Genomic DNA, 22,394 nt, shown 5'->3' with positions numbered 1-22,394 from the left:
CTCCTCGGCACTCAGTCTGGGACGGCCGGGAGTCGTGTGGCTAGACAGCCGTGGGCCGCGTTCAGTACGTGCGCGGCCGGGGCGGCACGCCGCTCGGCACGTTCACGTGAGAGAGGGGCGGGATGGATGGGGAACCGTCGCCGACGCGACGTTCGCCAGCGACTCGGTGCCCTTGTCGAGGTAACCGAAGCTCTGGCGGTGCTGGATGAACCGCGCCACCCGATCGACCACATCGCCGATCTTCGCCCACACGGAGGATTCGATCTTGTCATTCCACGCCGAGTGGAGGATGGGCGCGTGCCCGGTCACGGGCTTGAGCTTCTCGCCCTCGTCGCCGTCGCAGCCGAACACGGTCGCGCCGAACGTCGGAGCACGGGGGTCAGTTCGAGAGAAGCGGCCGAGCCTCGCCTGCGGATCCTTCGACGCCTCGCAGGCGTACACGACCCGTGCGCCCAGGTCGGCCGCGCCGCCGATCGTCTTCTCGACGCCGGCGGAGCCGAGGAACACGACCGAGTTCACGCCGAGTGCGTTGCTCGCCAGCGCGTTGGCCGTCACCGTGGTGCCGTACGAGTGGGCGACCACGTTCAACTGCACGTCGGCGAGGGTGCTCCCCCGCGTCGCCCGGAAGCCTGCGATGTCGCGCACCAGGTTGGGCGCCCCGTGCTCGGCGTAGTCGCCCCGGGCGGCCTCGATGCTGGGTGGCGGCGGAGGCGGACGATAGCCCATCCAGGCGATGACCGCGCGGTGCTTCGGTGCGCCGACCCTGCCCTGTTGCGCCCAGAGGTTGTGCGCGGCGAGCGACCACAGCTGCATGTCGGTCGTGTACGTGCCCATGCCGGGGACCTGCCAGGTGACGTCGTTCGCCTCGTCGAGATCGCCGATGCTGATCGCGGCGAGCGGAGGCTGGTCACCCGTGAGTGTGACGAGCTGGCGGCGGGGCTTGCCGGGCTTCAGCGCCTTGGCGATGGCTTGGTAGGCGGCAAGGGAGGTTTTCGCCGCCTCGTCGTTCGGCGCCGCCCTCACTCGCTGGGCGGCGACCGACGTGCGTATGGCGAGCGCATTGCGATTCATGGCGTCGCGGAACGCGTACGGGAGGCCGTCGAGGTTGCCCGCCGCAGGTGGAAACGTGGCCCGGATCTCCTTCTGGCCTTCCGGGCCGGCGGAGGCCCAGGCCTCCGCGACCTCTGACGCCGAGACGGTGCGCAGATTCGCGATGAACCTCTCGACGAGAGGGTCGTCCGATCCGAGGCCCTCCTGCGAGAGCGGCGCGACGGCGGCCGTGATGACCGGCGCAGCGTGCGGGGGCGTGAAGATCGCGATGCCGATGACGGCCCCGACGGACAGCGCGAAGCCGAAGGCTCTCCGGGCGATCCGCGCTCCCCTGCCTGTTTTCACGCGCGCGGCCTCCCGTCAGGGCGGCGGCGCCGGCCCACCCGGATTTGTCCGCCCACTGATGAAGACGCGGTCCGAGCGGTATCGTGACGCGGCCCGCGAGGTCAGCTGCGACTGGGGAAGCGCTCGATCAGCCACTCCGCGAGGTCGGCGAACACCTCCGCCCTGTTGGTCTCGTTGAAGACCTCGTGCCGTGCGCCCTCGTAGACGATGGTCGTCACGTCGGACAGGCCGGAGCGGCCGCGGAGGGCGCGCTCCAGCTTGCGGGCGCTCGCGGTCCCGCCCAGCGGGTCGTCCGACCCCACCTGGATGAGCACCGGCAGGTCGTGGGCCAGGTGCCGGGCCGGGCGGCCGAGGAGCCGCGCCGCATCGAGCGTCCCGAAGAGCTTCTGCAGCGGGGTGAGCGTCGTCAGCGGGTCCTCGACGAACGCCCGCGCGACCTCCGGGTCGCGGCTCAGCCATTCCGCTCCGGTGGTGCCGAGGTGGGCATGCCGCTTGTTGAGGTCGCCGCTGTTCATCGACCCGGGCATCCGGTAGGCCGTTCCCGACAGCACCATCGCGTCGTACTCGTCGCTGTAGCGGTTGAGCAGCAGCTGCCCGATGAGCGATCCCCAGCTGTGCCCGACGTACGCGAGCGGCAGCTCCGGGTTCTCGGCGCGGATGAGGTCGCTGAACGCGTGGACGTCGCGAACCGCCGCCCGCAGCCCGCCGGGGCCGAGACGGCCGAGATGGCTCGCATCCCCGTGCCACTGGTCCATGCCCGTGCGACCGTGGCCGAGGTGGTCGTCGGCGTAGACGAGGAAACCGGCCGCCGCCAGCTGCTCGGCGAGCGCTCGGTAGCGTCCCGCGTGCTCCCCCACCCCGTGGGCGAGCTGCACGACCGCCGCCGGTCTCGAGCCCGCGGGATCCGGGGCGTACACGTCGAAGTGGATGCGGACGCCGTCCACGTCGTCGAAGGTCCTGTCCTGCTGGGTCTGCACGGGGTCATTCTGGCGTACGCCGTGGGCGGAAGGGGGCTTGTTTAGCCTTGCTAATTTGTTAGGCTAACTATGTATGAATGGACGACTCTCGACGCACGACCTGAGCAGTGTCCTCCGGATCGCGGTGGCACGGCTCTCCCGGCGCCTCCGCGCCGAGAAGGAGGACGACGAGCTGAGCGACGCGCAGACCGCGATCCTCGGGTACCTCGCGCGTGAGGGCTCCGGCACCATCGGCCGTCTGAGCGAGTTCGAGCGGGTCAAGCCGCCGTCCATGAACCGCACGGTCAACCGCCTCGAGGAGGCCGGCTACGTCGAGCGCACCGCCGACGCGGCGGACGGCCGGAAGGTGGTCGTCATCCCGACGCATCGCGGCATCGAGCTCGTCGCCGAGACCCGCCGCCGTCGCGATGCCTGGCTGCACCAGCGCCTCCGCACCCTGTCTGCGGAGCAGCGCGCGACGCTGGCCGAGGCCGCCGAGATCATGCGGGAGCTCGCCGACTCGTGAGTTCCATGTTCCGCTCCCTCGCCGGGGTCAACTACCGCATCTGGGCGGCCGGCGCGATCGTCTCCAACGTCGGAACATGGATGCAGCGCACCGCGCAGGACTGGATCGTCCTGACCCAGCTGACCCACAACAACGCGTCCGCCGTCGGCTTCGTCATGGCGTTGCAGTTCGGCCCGCAGCTCCTGCTGCTGCCCGTCACCGGATGGGCGGCCGACCACCTCGACCGCCGGAAGCTGCTCATGGCCACCCAGGGTGCGATGGGTCTCCTCGGGCTCGGACTCGGCATCCTCACCGTCACGGGCGCCGTGCAGCTCTGGCACGTCTACCTCTTCGCGCTCCTCCTCGGCGTGGTCGCCGCCTTCGACGCCCCGGCGCGCCAGACCTTCGTGTCCGAGCTCGTCGCCGGCCCGAACCTCTCCAACGCCGTCGCTCTCAACTCGGCCTCCTTCAACGCCGCCCGGCTCATCGGTCCGGCTGTCGCCGGCCTGCTGACCGCGGTCGTCGGCGCCGGCTGGGTCTTCCTGATCAACGCCGCCACCTTCGGCGCAGTCCTGCTGTCGCTCGCGATGCTCCGACGCGAGCAGCTGTACCGCGCCGAGCGCGCAAAGCGGTCACGCAGCGGACTCGTCGACGGCTTCCGGTACGTGCGCCGCCGCCCCGACATCATCGTCATCCTGATCATGGTGTTCCTCATCGGGACGTTCGGGCTCAACTTCCCCATCTTCATCTCCACCATGTCCGTCAGCGTCTTCCACCAGGGCGCGGGCGAGTACGGCATCCTGTCGTCGATCATGGCCGTCGGCTCCGTCGCCGGCGCGCTGCTCTCCGCGCGCCGCGACCGGCCGCGCGTCTCGCTGCTGTTCGCGGGCGCCGCCTTCTTCGGCTTCGGCTGCGCGGTGGCCGCCGTCATGCCCACGTACTGGCTGTTCGCGATCGCGCTGATCGCGATCGGCGTCTCGTCGCAGACACTGATGACCACGGCGAACGGCACGGTGCAGATGACCACCGACCCGGTCCTCCGCGGCCGCGTCATGGCGATCTACATGGCGATCTTCATGGGCGGGACGCCGATCGGCGCACCGATCGTCGGCTGGGTCGCCGACACCTTCGGTCCGCGATGGGCCATGGGGGTCGGGGCCGCGAGCGGGTTCGCCGCGGCGCTGGTCGGCGTGTTCTACCTCGTGAAGTACCGCGGGCTCCGCCTCCGGCTCGAGGGGATGCGTCCCAGCTTCGTGCTCGCCCCCCGCGAGGTCGTGCGCGAAGAGCTGGAGGAGACCGAGGCGACGGCCACCCGCACCTCTTGACGGTGCGGTACGGTGCGGGGATGTTCCCCGTCATCGAGCCCTTCGCACACGGTCACGTCGAGAACCCGGACGGCGACAGCATCTACTGGGAGACCAGCGGCAACCCGGAGGGCATGCCCGTCCTGTGGCTCCACGGCGGCCCGGGCAGCGGCCTCGGCGCCGGCAACTATCGCAAGCGCTACGACCCCGAGGTGTTCCTGCTCGTGGGGATCGACCAGCGCGGCTGCGGGCGCAGCACGCCGCTCGTCGTGGATGCGCTCGACAGGCTTCCTGCGAACACCACCGAAGGGCTCATCGCCGACATCGAGCTCGTCCGCGAGCACCTCGGCATCGACAGCTGGGTCGTCACCGGCGGGTCGTGGGGCTCGACGCTCGCGCTGGCCTACGCTCTCGCGCATCCCGACCGGGTCCGCGGCATCGTGCTCGGCGCGGTCACGACGACCGGCCGGGACGAGGTGGACTGGATCACAGAGACCATGGGCCGTGTGTTCCCCGAGGCCTGGGAACGACTGGAACAGGCGTCGCACCGCCGCCCCGGCGAGCGCGTGGTCGAGGCGTACGCCCGGATGCTCGCGACCGGGACCTCCGAGGAGCGCACGGCCGCGGCGGACGCCTGGGACGCCTGGGAGTCCACCCACGTGTCGCTCGATCCCAACTACGTGGCCGGTCCTCTGCACGAGGATCCGGTGCAGCGCCAGGTGTTCGCGACCCTGGTCACCCACTACTGGGCCAACGACGCCTTCCTGCCCGGCGGCCGCGCCATCCTGAACCGCGTGGACGAGCTGGCGCACATCCCCGCGGTGCTCATCCACGGCCGTCACGACGTGAGCGGCCCGGTGATCACGCCGTGGCTGCTGCACCGGCGATGGCCGGCCAGCCGGCTCATCGTGGTCGAGGGCGAAGGACACGGCGGCCCCGAGTCCTCGGAGCTGATGGCCGAGGCGATCAGCGGCTTCGCGGCACGGGGAGAATAGCGACGTGACCTTCGACCTCACGGTGCTGGCCCAGCGGGCCCTCGCGCTCGTCCCCGACGGTGGCCGCGCCGTCCTCGGCATCGCTGGGAGCCCCGGCTCCGGCAAGACGACCCTCGCCCGCGCCGTCGCCGACCGCGCGAACGAGCTCGCCGGCGCGGGCGCGGCCGTGCACCTGCCGATGGACGGCTTCCACCTCGCCAACGCGACCCTGGACGCGCTCGGCCGCCACGACCGCAAGGGCGCGATCGACACCTTCGACGGCTGGGGCTTCGCCGCCCTGCTCGCGCGGGTGCTCGCCGAGCGGACCAACGTCGTCTACGCGCCCGCTTTCGAGCGGACGGTGGACGAGCCGGTCGCCGGTTCCATCGCGATCGCTCCGGAGACCCGGCTCGTGGTGGCCGAGGGCAACTACCTCCTGGTGGACCAGGACCCCTGGTCGCGCATTCCCTCGCTGCTGGCCGAGAGCTGGTTCGTCGCGACCCCGGAGGACGAGCGGATGCGCCGCCTCGTCGACCGGCACACCCGCCACGGCCGCAGTGTCGAGGCGGCGACGGCGTGGGCGCGAGACGTCGACGGCGCCAACGCCGTGCTGATCGAGGCCTCACGCCCGCGGGCGACTCTCGTGGTGGACGGCACCGCCGGACTCTCAGCCTGAGTTCCGTAGGGTGGAGGCATGACCTCCCCCGCCCGCGTGACCGTGTACGGCGCCGACTGGTGCCGCGACTGCATCCGCTCCAAGTCCCTCCTCGACCGCCTCGGCACCGACTACGAGTACATCGACCTCGTCGCGCGTCCGGAGGAAGCGGACCGCGCCCGCGAGATCAGCGGCCGCACGAACATCCCCGTCATCGTCCTCCCCGACGGCCGTCACTTGGTCGAGCCGACGGACCCGGAGCTGGAGGCAGCACTCCGCGGCTGAGCGTCTTCTCAGTGACGCGTCATCCAGTTGGACATCCGCCCCTCTCAGGGGTTGGGTGGCGGTTATGGAGTACACACACCTCGGCCGGTCCGGCCTGAAGGTCTCCCGTCTCGTCCTCGGCACGATGAACTTCGGGCCGCAGACGAGCGAGGAGGACTCGCACCGGATCATGGACTCCGCGCACGACGCGGGCATCAACTACTTCGACACCGCCAACGCCTACGGGCAGCACCTCGGCAAGGGCGCCACCGAGACGATCATCGGCAACTGGTTCAGTCAGGGCGGAGGGCGGCGCGAACGCACCGTCCTCGCCACCAAGCTGTACGGCGACATGGGCGACTGGCCCAACGAGGGTCGGCTGTCGGCGCTCAACATCCGGCGGGCGCTGGATGCGAGCCTGAAGCGGCTGCAGACCGACTACGTCGACATCTACCAGTTCCACCACATCGACCGGGACACGCCCTGGGACGAGATCTGGCAGGGCATCGAGACCGCCATCGCCCAGGGCAAGATCCTGTACGCCGGTTCCAGCAACTTCGCCGGCTGGCACATCGCCACCGCCCAGGCGGAGGCCCGGAAGCGCAACCTGCTCGGACTCGTGAGCGAGCAGTCCATCTACAACCTCCTCACCCGTCAGGTGGAGTTGGAGGTGCTGCCCGCCGCGCAGGCGAACGGGGTCGGCGTTATCGCCTGGTCGCCGCTGCAGGGCGGCCTGCTCGGCGGCGTCGTCCGGAAGCAGAACGAGGGCAAGCGACGGCTGGAGGGACGTGCGGCCGAGACGCTCGAGAAGCACCGCGACGCGATCGAGGCGTACGAGGCGTTCGCCGACGAGCTCGGCCACGAGCCCGGCGACCTCGCGCTCGCCTGGCTGCTGACGCGGCCCGGTGTGACCGGACCCATCATCGGCCCGCGCACGCAGGACCAGCTCGACGGCGCCCTGCGCGCGCTCGACATCCACCTCGACGACGCGGCGCTCGCGCGGCTCGACGAGATCTTCCCGGGGCACCGCACGGCGCCCGAGGACTACGCCTGGTGACCCCGGGCGAAGCCGGAACGAAAGGACAGCAGTGAAGACACGCACCATCGGAGACGCCCAGGTCTCGGCCATCGGCCTCGGCGGGATGCCCATGTCGATCGAGGGGCGGCCGGACCGCGAGCGCTCGATCAAGACCATCCACGCGGCGCTCGACGAGGGGATCACCTTCATCGACACCGCGGACGCCTACCACCTGCACGCCGACGAGGTCGGCCACAACGAGGAGCTCATCGCGGAGGCACTGCGCACCTGGGACGGGGACGCCTCGTCCGTGCTCGTCGCCACCAAGGGCGGCCACCTCCGGCCCGGCGACGGCTCGTGGACCGTGAACGGCAGCCCCGAGTACATCAAGAGCGCGGCCAAGGAGTCGCTGCGCCGGCTCGGCGGCGACGCGATCGGGCTCTACCAGTTCCACCGCCCGGACCCGGAAGTGCCGTACGCCGACTCGGTCGGCGCCGTCCGCGACCTCCTCGACGAGGGTGTCATCCGCATGGCCGGGATCTCGAACGCGAACCCGCAGCAGATCCGCGAGGCGAACGAGATCCTCGGGGGTCGCCTCGTCTCGGTGCAGAACCAGTTCTCGCCGGCGTTCCGGTCCAGCGAGCCGGAGCTGCGCCTCGCCGACGAGCTCGGCATCGCGTTCCTCCCGTGGAGCCCGCTCGGCGGCATCACGTCGGCCGCCGACCTCGGCAGCCGCTTCGAGCCGTTCAACCAGGTGGCGGAGGCTCGCGGCATCAGCCCGCAGGTCGTCGCCCTCGCCTGGCACCTGGCGCAGAGCCCGCACGTCATCCCCATCCCCGGTTCGTCGCGCCCCGAGACCATCCGCGACTCGGTGACCGCTGTGGATGTCGAACTCACGCCCGAGGAGCTGGCGAGACTCGACGCAGCGTGACGACCTATTCGCCGACAGGTTCGCGAGCCTCGACGAGTCGCGTGATCAACGGCGACCCGATGTAGCCGATGAGCGTCCCCGTCACCAGGAGCATCACCAGGTTGTTGAGGAACATCCCATCCCAGACGTGGATCGGAGCCGTAGCGACCAGGGCCGCGGCTGCGGCGACGATTCCGACCCCGGCGGTCGCCGCCGCAGCACGGTCCACTCGCGGCGCCTCTCCTCGGCCATCACGGGACGGAGCCAACACGACAGCGAGAAGGCGGAGTACGGAATCCACCAGGAGCGCCAGGATGGACAACAACGAGAGCCATCCCACGTAGTAGCTGGTGGTCGCCCACCACGCGAACAACAGGACGCCCGCGACGCTCGCCTGGGCGATCCCCCTGATCAGGTGGGCCGTCGTGGACCGCACCGTCCAATGAGCCGTGCATGCATGAATGACCACGCTCGCGACCATGGTGAGGACGAACAGCACTTGACCGGAGGTGGAGCCGTTCGACACGTTCGATCCGGCGTTCGCCCAGAGCAGCCATCCACCTAGACCTATGCTCGCGACGTGGATGCCCACCGCGATCGCAACGCAGAGGGCGAGACGAAACTCGGGACTGCGCGCTAGACGCACCGCGAGACGATCTGCTGACTTCGGCATGGAACTCCTACTTCTCGATCGCGATGGATCCGGTCGACGCCCGATCGGCATTGCGGCGGGTCTTCGCCCACCCGTTCTTCTTCCGTATCAGGCGCCAACACGCGCTGAAGACGGAGAACATGACGTAGGCCTGCCACATCCAGACGCCGAGCCCGATCTGAGTGGCTCGCGGCCACGAGATGGCCGGCTCGCACCGCACCTTGTACACATACCCCCACATGGCGAAGGGTCCGATCCCGAACACGACGATGAGAGCGAGAGCGCCGAAAAGGTTCTCGCGCCAGACCTCGCGATACGCGGGGTCGACGGCAATGAGAAAGAACACAAGTGCGTACACGGTCGTGTAGACGACAAAGCCCAGTATCTGTATGAAGGGAAGGAGAAGGAAGTAGCAGGACTCCAGTGCTGCGCTCGCATCGAAGTAGCGCGAACGAAGGATCGTCGGGATGTACTTCGCGCATTGGATGTTTCCCTGTGCCCACCGGGTCCGCTGCGTGACGAAGCGCCGGAGGCTGGGCAAAGCCTCCTGCATCACGTACGTGTCGTGGACCTGTCGGTTCTCGAAGCCCTCGAACAGCACATGCAGACCCAGTTCGTAGTCCTCGAGCAGCGCGCCGTGCCAGGGCGCGCCGTGGTCTTCGCTGATGAGGTCGAGAACGGACAGGCGCGTGAACTGTCCATTGCCGCCCATGCCGACGCTTCCGGTCTTCGACCGCAGCGACTGCATCGCCACGATCACCGTGCGGAACTCGACATCCTGGAGGCGCACTAACAGGCTCGCAAACGCGTTGGCCACACGCCCCCGATGTGGGAACGGCTTCCGGTCGGCCGCGTTCTTCATCCGCACCATGACCTGAGCTGCCCCCACCCTCGGGTTCGCGAACACGTCCGGTGCACTTACCGCCCCGAGAGCGTTCGGCGCCAGCGCACCGTCCGCATCCAGGACCGCGATGATGACCTTCTCCCGATCCGTCTCGTCGGACAGCCAGCGGTTGAGCTCCGCGTATGCCGCGTTGAGCGCGTCCCCCTTGCCCGTTCGGGCCTGGGGCCGTTTCCTCCGGACCAGGTGGACATGAGAATCGTCGTTCGCACGGTCGGTCACGATCTCTGCCGTTTCGTCATCGCTGTCGTCGTCGATGACCCAGAGGTGCATCTCGGGAAAGGTCGTCCGAGCGTGATCGATGGTGCCGGCGATCACCGAGGCCTCATCCCGGCACGGAATGAATGCGTGCCAGAGAAACGGCGTCGGGTCGCCGTCGGGCTTCGGCTTGAGTCGGAGATAGGGGACGACGATCAGCCCGACGTAGGTCAGGAAGGAGATGAAGAGTACGAGCGATATGGATTGAAGCGTCCCCAGCACGGGGGTGTCCCTTCGAATACGGGTGGAGAGCAGAGCCGTGGTGAGGGCTCACGCTTTCTCAGACCGTCTTCGGGACGAAGTATGACGCGCCCTTTGCCGTTCGTATCATCTGAATTGGCTGTACTTCAGAGCACCTGAGCATCAGGGGCAGGTTCGCATGACCCCCGAGACCGCACCACTCGTGTCGACCGCCTGCACCAGCACGCACGCGGTCGCCCCCGACCACGAGGGGGCGAAGTCGTCAGCGATACCCGTCCCCTGCGGGGCGAAGATGCGGTAATAGGCAAGAGGCTTGCCGGCTGCGGGTACCGAAGCGCGCCACGTGTAGGTGTATCGACCCGCGGCCGAAGAGGCGGTTTGGAGCACGGGCGTCGACGGCGCTCCGCCGAGCAAGATCCGACTCGTGTTCCACAGGCCGAACGGCTTACTGTAAGCATTCGTGCCGAGCGTCCATGAACTGTACTGGGCCGTGAAGCTCCAGGACGTGAACCCGGTCGCGTACTTCGACGCTGCAACTCGGTCGGCTGCGACGTCTCCCACCGGCTTGAACAGGCCGAACGCGTCGTAGAGATCGAGGTTGCCCCACAGCGCGGTGCGCCCACCGGCCCGCGCGATCGCCAACCGGGTCGCGGCGAACTTCGTCGCGATCAACTGGTCGATGACGGCCTGACTGCGCCAGACCTCGTCGCCCGCGCCATCTTGGAGGGCGAGGACGTCGATCGATGCCGAACCGAGAACCGCAGCCCACATACTGGTCCACTTGCTGGTGTCGGGCAGCGCGTCGACGTTGTAATAGGGCGAGATCATCGTCCGGTGCGTCGTGACCGCTCGGTGCGCAGCACCCACCAGCGCCTTGTAGTACGGGATGAGGGCGTTCGCTGTCGTCGCGCTCCACGGAAAGGAGGCCGACACCTCCGAGCTGAGATACCAGCCTGCGATGACGTCCGCGTAGGAGGCGTAGTGCTTGTCCAGATCGGCTAGAACGGACTCCGTCGCTGCCGCGTTCGAAGCCGTCATCGTCGCCACGTTCTGCGCGGTCGGCGCATACCATGACGCATCCGGCTGATAGGTCCCTAGCCACACCTTGATCCCGCTGCTGCGCGCGCCCGCCAGCAGCGGGCCGATCACATCAGCGGGAGCGCCGGCGGCTCCCGCTGCCGGCGACGTACCGGCGAGGGATGTCGGGTAGTACGCCCGCCTGATAGTTCCGTTCTGGAACACCGCTCCGTTGAGGATGACCTGCGAGATCCCCGCCGCGCGGAATTCGGCGAACTCGTGGGTCCAGCGGGTCGAATCCCACGGCGCGACCTGGGTCGCCGAGATGAAGGACGCCTGAACCTGCGCGGCCGGTGCGGTCGCGATTTCGACGGCGGACGACGGGAGCGGGAACAGGGCAGAGGCGGCCAGGCCGGCAGTAGCGGCGAGAATCGGGATCAGGCGTCGGAAGCCCATGTCGGCACCTCACTTCGTTGCGGGTGAGGCGACAGTAACCGCGTCCCGGACACGAAGCTAGACACTCGAGCGGGGGTGCTCCGTCAGGCCGCCGACGCCTCGGCGGTCTCCGCACCGGGCGCCTGGTCGAATCGGAAAGTGCGTCGGAACCGGTCCACCAGCTCCGCGCGCCCTGCCAGCACATCCAGCCGCGGCGAGCCCTCCCCGAGCAGGGCGGCCAGCTGGTCGGGCTCGAGCTGGAACTCCAGCACGTCGTCCGGCGAAGGAACGGCCAGGCGGCGCTGCGGGTGCGGAAGCGCCGCCGGCCCGACGTCCAGCACGTCGAGCGAGCCCCCGTCGACGATCGCGCTGATGGATGCCTCCCCCACGTGCAGCAGGTACTCCGTCGCGGGCAGCCCCTCCGCCTCCGCACCCCGGAAGGCCGCACGCAGGGTCACAGCGAGCGCGTCGGCCGTGAACACGTCGCCCGCGGCCGGCTCATCGGCGGGCAGCGCCCATCCCCACCGCTCCAGCGCCAGCACGACCGGCTCCAGTTCGCGGCCCAACGGCGTCAACTCGTACCCGCCGCGCACCGCCGGCACGCGACGCACGACGCCCGCCTCCTGCAGCTCCTTCAGCCGGTCGCTGAGGATGTTGGTCGGGATGCGCGGCAGCCCGGCCTTCAGGTCGCTGTAGCGGCGCGCGCCGGCGAGCAGGTCGCGGACGATGAGCAGAGCCCACCGCTCCCCGACCCGCTCGAGCGCGCGCGCCGTCCCGCCGGACTGGCCGAAGCCCCGCGGGGACCGTGCAGCCATCCGGTCAGGCCTGCGCCGTCGCGCCGGCCCCCTGCTCGGCCAGGTACGCCTCCGGGCCCTTCTCGACGGCCGCCGGGACCATGTAGAGGAAGGACAGCAGGTTGCCGTCCGGGTCCTCCAGGTCGCGCGAGTACATGAAGCCGTAGTCCTGTGCCGGGCGCGGCTCGGCGCCGCCCGCCTCGAGGCCCTTGGCGATGACGGCGTCGACGTCCTCGCGCGAGTCCTGGCTCAGGGCGACGGATGCGCCCGCCTGGGTGCGCGGGTCGATGATCTCCTTGTCGGTGAACGTCCCGTAGAACTCGCGCGTCTGCACCATGAAGTAGATGTCGTCGCTGAGCACGACGCAGGCCGCGTTGTCGTCGGTGAACATGGGGTTGATGGTGTACCCGAGCGCCTCGTAGAAGGCCTTCGAGCGGTCGAGGTCGTTCGTCGTGAAGTTGACGAAGATGTTGAGTGACATGGTGAGCTCCAAAGGGTGTCGAGCGATCCGAATACGCTTAGCTTGCTCTTTGCAAGTTCACTTGTCAATAGCAAGTAAAGCACGCGAACGGATCTTCTCGATCGCCTCGCGCATCTCGCGCGCCAGGTGGACGCGACCCTCCTTCTCCGCCTGCTCCAGCGTCTCCGCCTGGGCGGCATCCGCCCCCGTGAACCACGATGCGATCGTCACGCCGTGTCCCGGACGCGACACCACGCGGATCGCATCCCCGGCGCCGACCGTGCCCGATTTCACCACCGAGAAGTACGCGCCAGGGCGGCCCTCTTGGGCGAATCGCTTCACCCAGTGCGGCTCCCGCATCCTGCGCTGGAAGGTCGCGCAGGGCTCACGCGGGCACGTCACCTCGAGCACCAGTTCGTCCCCGATCGCCCAACGCTCGCCGATCTCGGCGCCGTTGACGTCGATGCCCGCGGTGCGTAGGTTCTCGCCGAACAACCCCGCCGGGATGTCCCGCCCCAGCTCCTCCGCCCAGAACGCGGCGTCCTCCTCGGCGTAGGCGTACACCGCTTTCGAGGCGCCGCCGTGGTGCTTCCGGTTCGCCTGCACGTCGCCGTGGAGCCCGAGCGGACGCACCCGCAGCCGCTTCTCCACCGGCCGCTTGTCGATCGCCGTGACGCCGACCACCCCGAGTCGTGGAGCAGCTGCTCCACCCGGCACACCGCGAGAACCTCCGCCATCGACTCCGATCCCATGCGGCCAGTATCGCAGGCGCGGGTCAGCGCACCCCGCGCATCATCCGCAGCACCCAGGGGCTGACCAGAGCCAGCAGGATGCCGATCACCACCGCGACACCGCCGATCAGCGAGAAGTAGAGCGCCTCCGTGTGCGGGTTGTACAGCTTCGCGAGCTGGCCGGCCATCGCCGTCCCGAGTGCCACCGACAGGAAGTACAGCGCGACCATCTGGGCCTGGAACTTCCGCGGCGCGAGCTTCGTCGTCACCGACAGGCCGGGAGGCGAGATCAGCAGCTCGGCGATCGTGAAGACGAACAGGATGCCGACCATCGCCAGCAGCGGCGTGCTGTTCTCGCCGCCGCCCGACCAGAACAGGAAGAGGAAGAAGGCCAGGCCCATGAGAACCGTCCCGGCCGCGAACTTGATCGGCGCCGACGGCTGCTTCGCGCCCCATTTCGTCCAGATCGCCGCGAAGACACCCGACAGCACGATGATGAAGATCGGGTTGATGGACTGCACCCACGACACCGGGAACTCCCACCCGAACAGGTTCCGGTCGAGACGCTTGTCGGAGTAGATCGTCACCACCGTGAACTGCTGCTGGTACAGCGACCAGAACGCGGCGTTCGTGATGAACAGCGGGATGAACGCGACCAGCCGGCTGCGCTCGTCGCTGTTCACCAGCTTCGAGCTCATCATCACGGCGAAGTACGCGATGGCGGCCACGATGGTCACGCCGATCACCCACAGCGCGAGGTTGGATGCGTTCACCACTCCCGTGAAGACCAGCACCAGGATGACGATCAGCGCGGCCACGCCGATCCCGATCATCAGGGGGTAGCGCGAGCGCGGAAGCGGGTTCGGGATGACGCGCGACGCGTCCGGAAGCCGCTTGCGGCCGATCGAGTACTGGATGAGGCCGATCGCCATCCCGACCGCGGCCAGCCCGAAGCCCCAGTGGAAGCCGAGCGTGGTCTGCAGCAGTCCGGTCAGGAGCGGCCCGAAGAACGCGCCGAGGTTGATGCCGAGGTAGAAGAGCGAGAAGCCGGCGTCGCGGCGCGGGTCCTTCTCCGCGTACAGCGTGCCGACGATGCGCGTGGCGTTCGCCTTGAGACCGCCGCTGCCCAGCGCGACCAGGAGCAGGCCGACCAGCACGCCGCCGACGCCCGGGATGAGTGCGAGCGAGATGTGGCCCGCCATGATGACCACCGCGCTCCAGAACAGCACGCGCTCGGAGCCGAACAGCCGGTCGGCCAGCCACGCGCCGAGGATGGTCGAGAGGTAGACGGCGCCGCCGTACGCGCCGACGACGCCCGCGGCGGTCGCCTGGTCGATACCCAGCCCGCCCTGTTCCGCAGAGTAGTAGAGGTAGATGAGCAGGATGCCCTGCATGCCGTAGAAGGAGAACCGCTCCCACATCTCCACGCCGAAGATGTTCGCCAGCCCGCGCGGCTGCCCGAAGAAACCGTGGCTCGCGTCGTCTTCGCGCCTCGCGGGCGCGGTATCCGTCTCGCTCATGGCGCCCATGGTGCCACCGTCTCGCGCCGCGCGATATGCCCGGCTCGGCCGCCGCACCGGCACGGACGCGGGGAGTCGGCAGCGTGACGCGCACGATTTGGCCACAATTCCGGAATTCACGCAACGAATCCCCATAAGCTCTGCGCATGGACAACCTCGATCGCAGCATCCTCGACCTCCTGCGTCAGAACGCGCGCGCCGGGTACGGCGACATCGGCTCCGTCGTCGGACTGTCGGCGTCGGCCGTGAAGCGGCGCGTCGACCGGCTGGTCGCCGACGGGGTCATCCGCGGGTTCACCATCCAGGTCGACCCGGCGATCGACGGGATGAGCACCGAGGCCTACGTCGAGCTGTTCTGCCGCGGCACCGTGTCGCCGGAGGAACTGCTGCGCATCCTGTCCGCGGTGCCGGAGGTCGTGGATGCGGGAACGGTGACCGGCAGCGCCGACGCGATCGTGCACATCCGCTCGCGCGACATCCCCAGTCTGGAGGCGGCGCTCGAGAAGGTGCGCCTCGCCCCCAACGTCGACCACACCCGCAGCGCGATCGTGCTGTCCCGGCTGATCAATCGCGGAAGCTGAGCTGGACGCCGCCTGCGAGAACGTTCAGCGCCCGCGGTGCGCCGGACGCCCGCATCCGAGCGCGGACACGGCCAAGAGTGGCACGATGGGCGCATGAAGCTGCTCGTTGTCGAAGACGATCCGGACATGGGGGGTCTGGTCCAGCGCGGTCTCGCGGCCGAGGGCTACGACGTGACCCTCGTCACGAACGGTGTGGACGCGATGATCGCGCTGCGCGCCGACGCCTTCTCGGCCGCCGCGATCGACGTCATGCTGCCGGGGATGAGCGGGTTCGAGCTGTGCCGGCACATCCGCGAGGCGGCGAACCCGATGCCGATCCTGCTGCTGACCGCGCGCGACGCGATCGAGGACCGCGTCCACGGCCTCGACTCCGGCGCCGACGACTATCTCACCAAGCCGTTCGCCTTCGCCGAGCTCGCCGCCCGTGTGCGCGCCCTCCTGCGCCGGGAGCCGAGCGGGATGCGTCCCCAGGTGACCGTCGGCCGCCTCACCATCGACTCGCACGAGCACCAGGCGCTCGTCGCCGGCCACGAGATGCCGCTCAGCCGTCGCGAGTTCACGCTCCTGCGGCTGTTCGCCACCAACCCGGACAAGACGCTCTCGCGCTCCGACATCCTCGAGTCGGTGTGGGGGACGACGGAGAACATCGGCACCAACGTCATCGACCAGTACGTGTCGTACCTGCGCAAGAAGCTGGACGCGGCGGGGGCCGGCCTCTCGATCGTCACCGAGCGCGGCCGCGGCTATCGACTGGATGCGCGCAACGCCGTGGACGCGAAGCGTTCGACCTCCGACGCCCCCGCACACGACGCAGCCTCGGCCCCGTGAACCGGCTGCGGCGGCTGTCGATCACGGCGCGCATCACGATCGGCAGTCTGGTCGTCGCCGCCCTGTTCGCCCTCGTCGCTGTCGTCATCATCCGGATCGGCGTCTCGTCGATCCTGCACAACGCCACCGTCACGCTGCTCTCGAACGACGTCGCGGCGCCCGCGGAGGCCCTCCCGAGCCGACCCAACGGCCCGTTCGACCTGCCCGGCGGCGGTCAGGAGCTCGCGATCGTTTCCCAGGATGGCACGATCCTCGCCTCCACGCTCCCCGATGCGCTGGAGTCGAAGATCGACGATCTGACGTCCCAGGGAGATCAGACCCGCGAGGTTCAGGCCGGCGACGAGCACTACCTCGTGCTCACGCGCAGCGTCAGCACCTCATCCGGGGTGATGCACGTCGTGGCGGCTCGCAACGAGGAGACGACGGCCCTCGTCGTCGACCGACTGACCGCCGCCCTCCTGGCTGGCGCGGGTGTGCTGATCTTCGCGTTCGGCGCGGCGTCCTGGCTGCTGACGCGCACCGCCCTCCGCCCGGTGAGCCGGATGCGCGAGCAGGCGGACCGGATCGCCGCGTCCACTCCGGACGAGGCGGGGCTGCTGCCGGTCGGTCCCGCGCAGGACGAGCTGTCGGAGCTCGCGACGACGCTCAACGACCTGATCCTGCGGCTGCGGGCGTCGGCGGACCGTGAGCGGCAGATGGTGTCGGACGCCAGCCACGAGCTGCGGACACCACTGGCCGTTCTGCGCGGGCAACTGGAGCTGGCGGAGTTGGATGCAGGCGATCCGGACGCGCTGCTCCACGACATCCGCTCGTCGCATTCCACCGCGATCCGGCTGGGCCAGCTGGCGAACAACCTGCTCGAGCTGTCCCGCATCGAGGCCGGGCCGTCGAGCGGCCGGATCGACTGGCGGACGCTCGTCGACGAGTTGACGGACGCCATCGACCGGGCCCGCCTCCTGGTCAGCAGCGACGACGACTCCGCGGGGATCTCGGTGGACTTCGAGTACGACCCCCGCCGTCGGCCCGCGCCTGGTTCCCGGGTGGCGCTGTCCCCGACGGACTTCGGACGCATCCTGGACAACCTGCTCGGCAACGCGATCACCGCGATCCGGTCGGCGGGAGGGGAACGACCCGAGGCGACCGTCACGGCCACGCTGGCGTTCGCGGACGACGAGGACGGAGCGAACGGAGCGGTCGTGTTGACCGTGCGTGACACGGGCCCGGGCATGCCGGAGGAGTTCATCCCGGTCGCGCTCGACCGCTTCACGCGCGCGGACAACGCCCGCACCGGTCAGTCCGGCGGCGGGCTGGGCCTCGCCATCGTGGGCGCGTTGGCGGACGCGGCCGGTGGCCGGGTCGTGCTCGCGAACGCGGCGCCGTCCGGGCTGACCGTGACGGTCACGCTGCCCATCCGGCGCGACTGACGCGACGGCGCCAGGGTGTCAGTGCCCGGACGCCTCAGTGCCCGGTGCGGTCGGAGTCGACGCCGGCGTCCGGACCCTCGTCGAGCGTTTCGAGGGCGGCGAGGTCGTCGGCATCGAGCTCGAAGTCGAACACGGCCAGGTTCTCGGCCATCCGCTGCGGGTTTCGCGACTTGGGAATCGCGACCAGCCCGTTCTGGACGTGCCAGCGGAGGACGATCTGCCCGGGCGTGCGTCCGTGCTTCGCGCCGAGCTCCGCGAGGACGGGCGCGGCCAACAGGTCGCCGGTCCCTCCGATGGGACTCCACGACTCGGTCACGATCCCGTGTTCGCTGTCGTAGGCGCGCTGCTCGCGGCGCGGGATCGCGGGGCTCAGCTGGATCTGGTTGACCGCCGGGGTCACGCCGGTCTCGGAGATGATCCGGTCGAGGTGCGCCGGCTTGAAGTTGGAGACGCCTATCGCCCGCGCTTTGCCCGCGTCGCGCAACCGGATGAACGTCTCCCAGGTCGACACGAACTGGTCGCGCTGAGGCAACGGCCAGTGGATGAGCAGCAGGTCGACGTAGTCGAGGCCCAACCGCTCGAGGCTCGCATCGAGCCCGGCGACCGCTCGATCGTCGCCCTGGTAGTTGCCATCGAGCTTGGTCGTGACGAACCACTCCTCGCGCGGCAGGCCGCTGGCGGCGAGCCCGCGCCCGACGCCGACCTCGTTGCCGTACTTGGCCGCGGTGTCGACGTGGCGGTACCCGATCTCTGCGGCGGCGACGACCGCCTGCTCGACCTCGGCATCGTCGAGGGGCCAGGTACCGAGCCCGAGTTGCGGGATGCTGCCGCCGCCGTTCAGGGGAAGGGAGGGGATCCGGTTCGTCATGGCTGCCACAGTACGCGGATCAGATGACCCCGTCGGACAGCGTCGTCGGGTTGCCGAACCGATGATTCGTGATCGAGATCGCCTGCTCGTGGAGGAACGTCAGCACCTCCACCCGCCCGGACGGCGTGACGGGCCCGTCGTAGATCGCGACGTCGGGACTTCCGCCCAGCGCCGTGGCGAGCGCCACCGCGTCACCGCCGATGAGTCGGATCCGGTGGGCGGCGATGCGCCGTGCCCGCACGCGCGAGAGCCAGTGGGTGTCGGACTCGACGGTGACCTCGACGTCCCGCTCGCGGAGCAGCGCCGCGGTCGCCTTCGGCAGCTTCACCGGCGTACTGACCGTGAACGGTGACCGCGCGACGGTCCCCGCCGCCATGATCCGCAGGAGTTCGGGCAGTGAGCTGCCCTCGGAGAGCCGGATCGCGACCGGCACCGGCCGGTAGCGGAACAGGTTGCGTTCGACGCCGAGCCCGGAGACGTCCTTCACCCGGTGGTACTCGTTCGCGACGGCGATCGCGTCGCTGAGCGCCGACCGCCGCACCAGGTCGAACGACGGATAGTCCATCGACGACTGTCCGGACTCGATGAGGTCGGATACCCGCGGCTCGAGCCCCCGCAGGTGCAGGCTCGAGCTGGAGCTCCCCGCCTCGGGCACCCAGGATCCGAGACCGAGCAGATAGTTCGGACCGCCGGCTTTGGCTCCCGCTCCGACCGAGGACCTCTTCCATCCGCCGAACGGCTGCCGCCGCACGATGGCGCCGGTGATGCCGCGGTTGACGTAGAGATTGCCCGCTTCGACGGTATCGAGCCACAGCGCCAGCTCGTCCGAGTCGAGCGAGTGAAGTCCTGCCGTGAGCCCGTACTCGACCGCGTTCTGGTAGCGGATGGCCTCTTCGAGATTCCTGGCGGTCATGATGCCGAGGACCGGCCCGAAGAACTCGGTGAGATGGAAGTACGAGCCCGGTTGCACCCCGGCGCGGACGCCGGGCGACCAGAGTCGGCCCGTGTCGTCCAGCCGTGCGGGCTCGACCAGCCACTCCTCCTCGGCGCCGAGCGTCGTGAGCGCGTGCAGCAGCTTGCCGGATGCCGGCTCGATGAGCGGGCCCATCTGGCTCACGGGATCGTACGGGTAGCCGACACGCAGACTCGTGACGGCGTCCACCAACTGGTTGCGGAACCGCTCTGACGTCGCCACCGACCCGACCAGGATGACGAGGCTCGCCGCGGAGCACTTCTGCCCCGCATGCCCGAACGCGCTCTTGACGATGTCGGACACCGCGAGGTCGTAGTCGGCACTCGGGGTCACGATGATCGCGTTCTTGCCGCTGGTCTCGGCGAGCAGCGGGAGCTCAGGCCGCCAGGAGCGGAACAGCTTGGCCGTCTCGTACGAGCCCGTGAGGATGACCCGGTCGACCCGCGGGTCGGAGATCAGCTGCTGCCCGAGGTCGTTCTCGGCGACGTCGACGAGTGCAAGCAGCTCTCGGGGGATTCCCGCCTCCCAGAGGGCCTCGACCATCGCGGCCGCCGACCGTCGCGCCTGCGGCGCCGGCTTGATGATGACACCGCTCCCCGCGGCGAGCGCCGCCAGCACCGAACCGGCGGGGATCGCGACCGGAAAGTTCCACGGCGGCGCGACCACGGTCAGCTGCGACGGGATGAACCGAGCGCCCTGCACCTCATCCAGCTCGCGCGCCCGGGTCGCGTAGTAGTGCGCGAAGTCGACGGCCTCGCTGACCTCGGGATCGGCCTCCGCGATGGTCTTACCCGTCTCGGACGCCATGACCTCGATCAGCCGATCGCGGTTCGCCTCGAGCGCGTGTCCCGCTCGGTCGAGCAGCACCGCCCTCTCCTGACCGGAGCGGCGCCCCCAGCCCGCACCCGCCTCTGCCACGATCTGCATGATCCGGTCGAGGCGGTCGGCTTCGGTGACCGTCGCGGCCGCAATCGTCTCCTCACCGAGGGAGGATGCGGCAGCACGAGCGAGGATGCGCCTCCCCCAGGCGCGGTTGGCCGCCCGCGACGGATCCGTGTCGGGAGCGTTGTGGAAGCCGTCGCCGCCGGTCGCGGGCGCCGCCGGGGCCAGTTCCGCCCCGGTCGAACCTCGGGTCAGCCCGAGCACGACGTTCGTCAGCCCGGCGTCGACCTCGGCACCGGCCGCGTCACGAGGCGGCGCGGGCGGTCGCGTGAACGACGGCGCGGTGGCGTCCTCCCACTCCTGCGTACGGTCCTGTCGCGGGTTGGGGAGCGGCGCGGCACCGCGCGTAGCGTCCTGCTCCAGCTCCGCCACCGACGCGAGGAAGCGCTGCTTCTCGCGCTCGAACAGCTTCTGATCGGACCCCAGCTCGAAGACCGCCGACATGAAGTTCTCCGGGCTGGCGTTCTCCTCGAGCCGTCGGATCAGATAGGAGATGGCGACGTCGAACTCTCGCGGGTCGACGACCGGCGTGTAGAGCACCAGCCGCCCGACCGTCCGGGTGACGACCTCCGCCTGCGCAGTGGCCATGCCGAGCAGCATCTCGAAGTCGATGCGGTCGGTGACCCCTCGTCGCGCGGCGAGCAGCCACGCGTAGGCGATGTCGAACAGGTTGTGCCCGGCGACACCGATCTTCACGGCGTCAGTGTGCTCGGGCGTGAACGCCCAGTCGAGAACGCGCTTGTAGTTGGCGTCGGACGACTGCTTGCTGCCGTACGTCGCAAGCGGCCAGTCGTGGATGGCAGCGTCGACCCTCTCCATGGCCAGGTTGGCGCCTTTCACCACCCGGACCTTCACCGGCGCGCCGCCCTGGATGCGCCGGTGCGTCGCCCACTCGGTCAGCGTCTGCAATGCGTCGAGCGCGTCCGGGAGGTACGCCTGCAGCACGATCCCGGCCTCGAGGCCGAGGAACTGCGGCTTGCTGAGGAGCGTCGTGAACACGGCCATCGTCAGGTCGAGGTCGCGGTATTCCTCCATGTCGAGGTTGATGAACTTGGGGCTGGGTGACGCCGCCGCCACCTCGTAGAGCGGCGTGAGCCGCTCGACCACGCGCTCCACTGTCTCGTCGAACGCCCACATCGACAGCTGCGATGCGATCGACGACACCTTGATGGACACGTAGTCGACGTCGTCCCGCGCGAGGAGCGTCCGCGTGCCCTCGAAGCGCCGCCGCGCCTCCTTCTCGCCCAGCACGGCCTCACCGAGCAGATTGAGGTTGAGCCGCGCGCCGTGCCCGTCGGGGTCGCCGGACTGCCGCAGCTTCGCGATCGCCGGCCCCAGCTTCTCCGGCGTCGCATCCACCACCAGGTGCCCGACCATCCGGCGGAGCACCCTCCGTGCGATCGGGATGACCACCCAGGGCAGCACGGGCCCGAACACGCCACCGAGCCAGATGGCGAACCGCATGTACCAGGGAAGGAACCGCGGGATGCGCTTCGCGACCCGCTGCAGGTTGTACCCCGCGACGAAGAGGTCTTGCGGCCGCGCGACTCCGTCGACGAAACTCACCGCGAACTCCAGCCCGTCGGGATCGCTGAGCACCCCAGCCAGCCGTTCCGCCGCGGGATCCTGGGGAGCGGAGGACGCGTTCCGCGCGCTCTCGGCGAGCCACTGCTGCACCAGCTGGACCGCCTCGTGAGCGATCGCCGCCGGCCGCGTCTCAGCGCCGTCTGTTGCATCGACCATGCTGACGACACTATTACCCGGCGCTGAGCGCTCAGCGGACCGACGTGAAGATGTGGATAACTCGTCCGCCAGTAGAGTCGAGACC

20 protein-coding genes and 1 pseudogene are annotated in these 22,394 nt (G+C 69.5%); 10 read left to right on the top strand and 11 right to left on the bottom strand.

Annotated elements, in window-relative coordinates:
- Positions 1-102: 102 nt before the first annotated feature.
- Together A0130_12240 and A0130_12235 are read right to left on the bottom strand one after the other, a co-directional pair.
- Positions 103-1,395 carry a hypothetical protein gene (locus A0130_12240; GenBank protein ID ANF32340.1) on the bottom strand — a complete coding sequence of 431 codons (1,293 nt, stop codon included), beginning with the start codon at positions 1,393-1,395 and terminating at the stop codon, positions 103-105.
- Positions 1,396-1,496: 101 nt separating this feature from the next.
- Positions 1,497-2,372: a lysophospholipase gene (locus tag A0130_12235; GenBank protein ID ANF32339.1), complete on the bottom strand. Its 876-nt coding sequence runs from the start codon at positions 2,370-2,372 to the stop codon at positions 1,497-1,499.
- Positions 2,373-2,445: 73 nt separating this feature from the next.
- Between A0130_12235 and A0130_12230 the strand changes: the two genes are divergently transcribed.
- From A0130_12230 to A0130_12200, 7 genes are all read left to right on the top strand, one after another.
- The gene (locus A0130_12230) at positions 2,446-2,877 is read left to right on the top strand and encodes a MarR family transcriptional regulator (protein ANF32338.1); all 432 of its coding nucleotides are present in this window, start codon (positions 2,446-2,448) and stop codon (positions 2,875-2,877) included.
- A gap of 5 nt (positions 2,878-2,882) precedes the next feature.
- Positions 2,883-4,181, top strand: coding sequence for an MFS transporter (locus tag A0130_12225; GenBank protein ID ANF32337.1), 1,299 nt, complete (start codon positions 2,883-2,885; stop codon positions 4,179-4,181).
- Between the two features lie 20 nt (positions 4,182-4,201).
- Positions 4,202-5,155, top strand: a complete 954-nt coding sequence (locus A0130_12220; GenBank protein ANF33421.1) for a prolyl aminopeptidase — start codon at positions 4,202-4,204, stop codon at positions 5,153-5,155.
- 4 nt (positions 5,156-5,159) lie between these two features.
- Positions 5,160-5,810: a nucleoside/nucleotide kinase family protein gene (locus tag A0130_12215; protein ANF32336.1), complete on the top strand. Its 651-nt coding sequence runs from the start codon at positions 5,160-5,162 to the stop codon at positions 5,808-5,810.
- An 18-nt stretch (positions 5,811-5,828) separates the two neighbouring features.
- Positions 5,829-6,074, top strand: a complete 246-nt coding sequence (locus A0130_12210; protein ANF32335.1) for an NrdH-redoxin — start codon at positions 5,829-5,831, stop codon at positions 6,072-6,074.
- Between the two features lie 64 nt (positions 6,075-6,138).
- Complete coding sequence (locus tag A0130_12205) at positions 6,139-7,110, top strand: oxidoreductase (protein ID ANF32334.1); 972 nt, start codon at positions 6,139-6,141, stop codon at positions 7,108-7,110.
- Positions 7,111-7,141: 31 nt separating this feature from the next.
- Positions 7,142-8,002 (top strand): aldo/keto reductase, encoded by an 861-nt coding sequence (locus tag A0130_12200; GenBank protein ID ANF32333.1) that lies wholly within the window; start codon positions 7,142-7,144, stop codon positions 8,000-8,002.
- A 4-nt stretch (positions 8,003-8,006) separates the two neighbouring features.
- Here the strand turns inward: A0130_12200 and A0130_12195 are convergent, their stop codons facing one another.
- From A0130_12195 to A0130_12165, 7 genes and pseudogenes are all read right to left on the bottom strand, one after another.
- A complete protein-coding gene (locus A0130_12195) occupies positions 8,007-8,480 on the bottom strand; it encodes a hypothetical protein (GenBank protein ID ANF32332.1) in 474 nt (157 codons plus the stop codon).
- Between the two features lie 181 nt (positions 8,481-8,661).
- Positions 8,662-10,014 (bottom strand): hypothetical protein, encoded by a 1,353-nt coding sequence (locus A0130_12190; GenBank protein ID ANF32331.1) that lies wholly within the window; start codon positions 10,012-10,014, stop codon positions 8,662-8,664.
- Positions 10,015-10,155: 141 nt separating this feature from the next.
- The gene (locus A0130_12185; GenBank protein ANF32330.1) at positions 10,156-11,466 is read right to left on the bottom strand and encodes a hypothetical protein; all 1,311 of its coding nucleotides are present in this window, start codon (positions 11,464-11,466) and stop codon (positions 10,156-10,158) included.
- Between the two features lie 83 nt (positions 11,467-11,549).
- Positions 11,550-12,260, bottom strand: coding sequence for an HxlR family transcriptional regulator (locus A0130_12180; protein ANF32329.1), 711 nt, complete (start codon positions 12,258-12,260; stop codon positions 11,550-11,552).
- A 4-nt stretch (positions 12,261-12,264) separates the two neighbouring features.
- Positions 12,265-12,720, bottom strand: coding sequence for a glyoxalase (locus A0130_12175; GenBank protein ID ANF32328.1), 456 nt, complete (start codon positions 12,718-12,720; stop codon positions 12,265-12,267).
- A 57-nt stretch (positions 12,721-12,777) separates the two neighbouring features.
- Positions 12,778-13,436, bottom strand: a pseudogene (locus A0130_12170) (molybdenum cofactor sulfurase).
- A gap of 38 nt (positions 13,437-13,474) precedes the next feature.
- Positions 13,475-14,959 (bottom strand): MFS transporter, encoded by a 1,485-nt coding sequence (locus A0130_12165; GenBank protein ANF32327.1) that lies wholly within the window; start codon positions 14,957-14,959, stop codon positions 13,475-13,477.
- A 137-nt stretch (positions 14,960-15,096) separates the two neighbouring features.
- Between A0130_12165 and A0130_12160 the strand changes: the two genes are divergently transcribed.
- From A0130_12160 to A0130_12150, 3 genes are all read left to right on the top strand, one after another.
- Entirely contained in the window at positions 15,097-15,531 is a 435-nt protein-coding gene (locus tag A0130_12160; protein ANF32326.1) for an AsnC family transcriptional regulator, read from the top strand.
- A gap of 93 nt (positions 15,532-15,624) precedes the next feature.
- Positions 15,625-16,359 (top strand): DNA-binding response regulator, encoded by a 735-nt coding sequence (locus A0130_12155; protein ID ANF32325.1) that lies wholly within the window; start codon positions 15,625-15,627, stop codon positions 16,357-16,359.
- A complete protein-coding gene (locus tag A0130_12150; protein ID ANF32324.1) occupies positions 16,356-17,783 on the top strand; it encodes a two-component sensor histidine kinase in 1,428 nt (475 codons plus the stop codon). The genes A0130_12155 and A0130_12150 overlap by 4 nt, the downstream gene beginning before the upstream one ends.
- A gap of 34 nt (positions 17,784-17,817) precedes the next feature.
- On the opposite strand, the gene A0130_12145 is transcribed toward A0130_12150, so the two are convergent.
- Positions 17,818-18,651 carry an oxidoreductase gene (locus A0130_12145; protein ANF32323.1) on the bottom strand — a complete coding sequence of 278 codons (834 nt, stop codon included), beginning with the start codon at positions 18,649-18,651 and terminating at the stop codon, positions 17,818-17,820.
- A gap of 19 nt (positions 18,652-18,670) precedes the next feature.
- On the bottom strand, positions 18,671-22,309 hold the full coding sequence (locus tag A0130_12140) for a 1-pyrroline-5-carboxylate dehydrogenase (GenBank protein ID ANF32322.1): 3,639 nt from the start codon (positions 22,307-22,309) through the stop codon (positions 18,671-18,673).
- Positions 22,310-22,394: the final 85 nt, after the last annotated feature.

The sequence above is a fragment of the Leifsonia xyli genome (assembly GCA_001647635.1).
Taxonomy (GTDB): Bacteria; Actinomycetota; Actinomycetes; order Actinomycetales; family Microbacteriaceae; genus Leifsonia; species Leifsonia xyli_A.
This window is presented reverse-complemented; position numbering and strand designations above follow the sequence as displayed.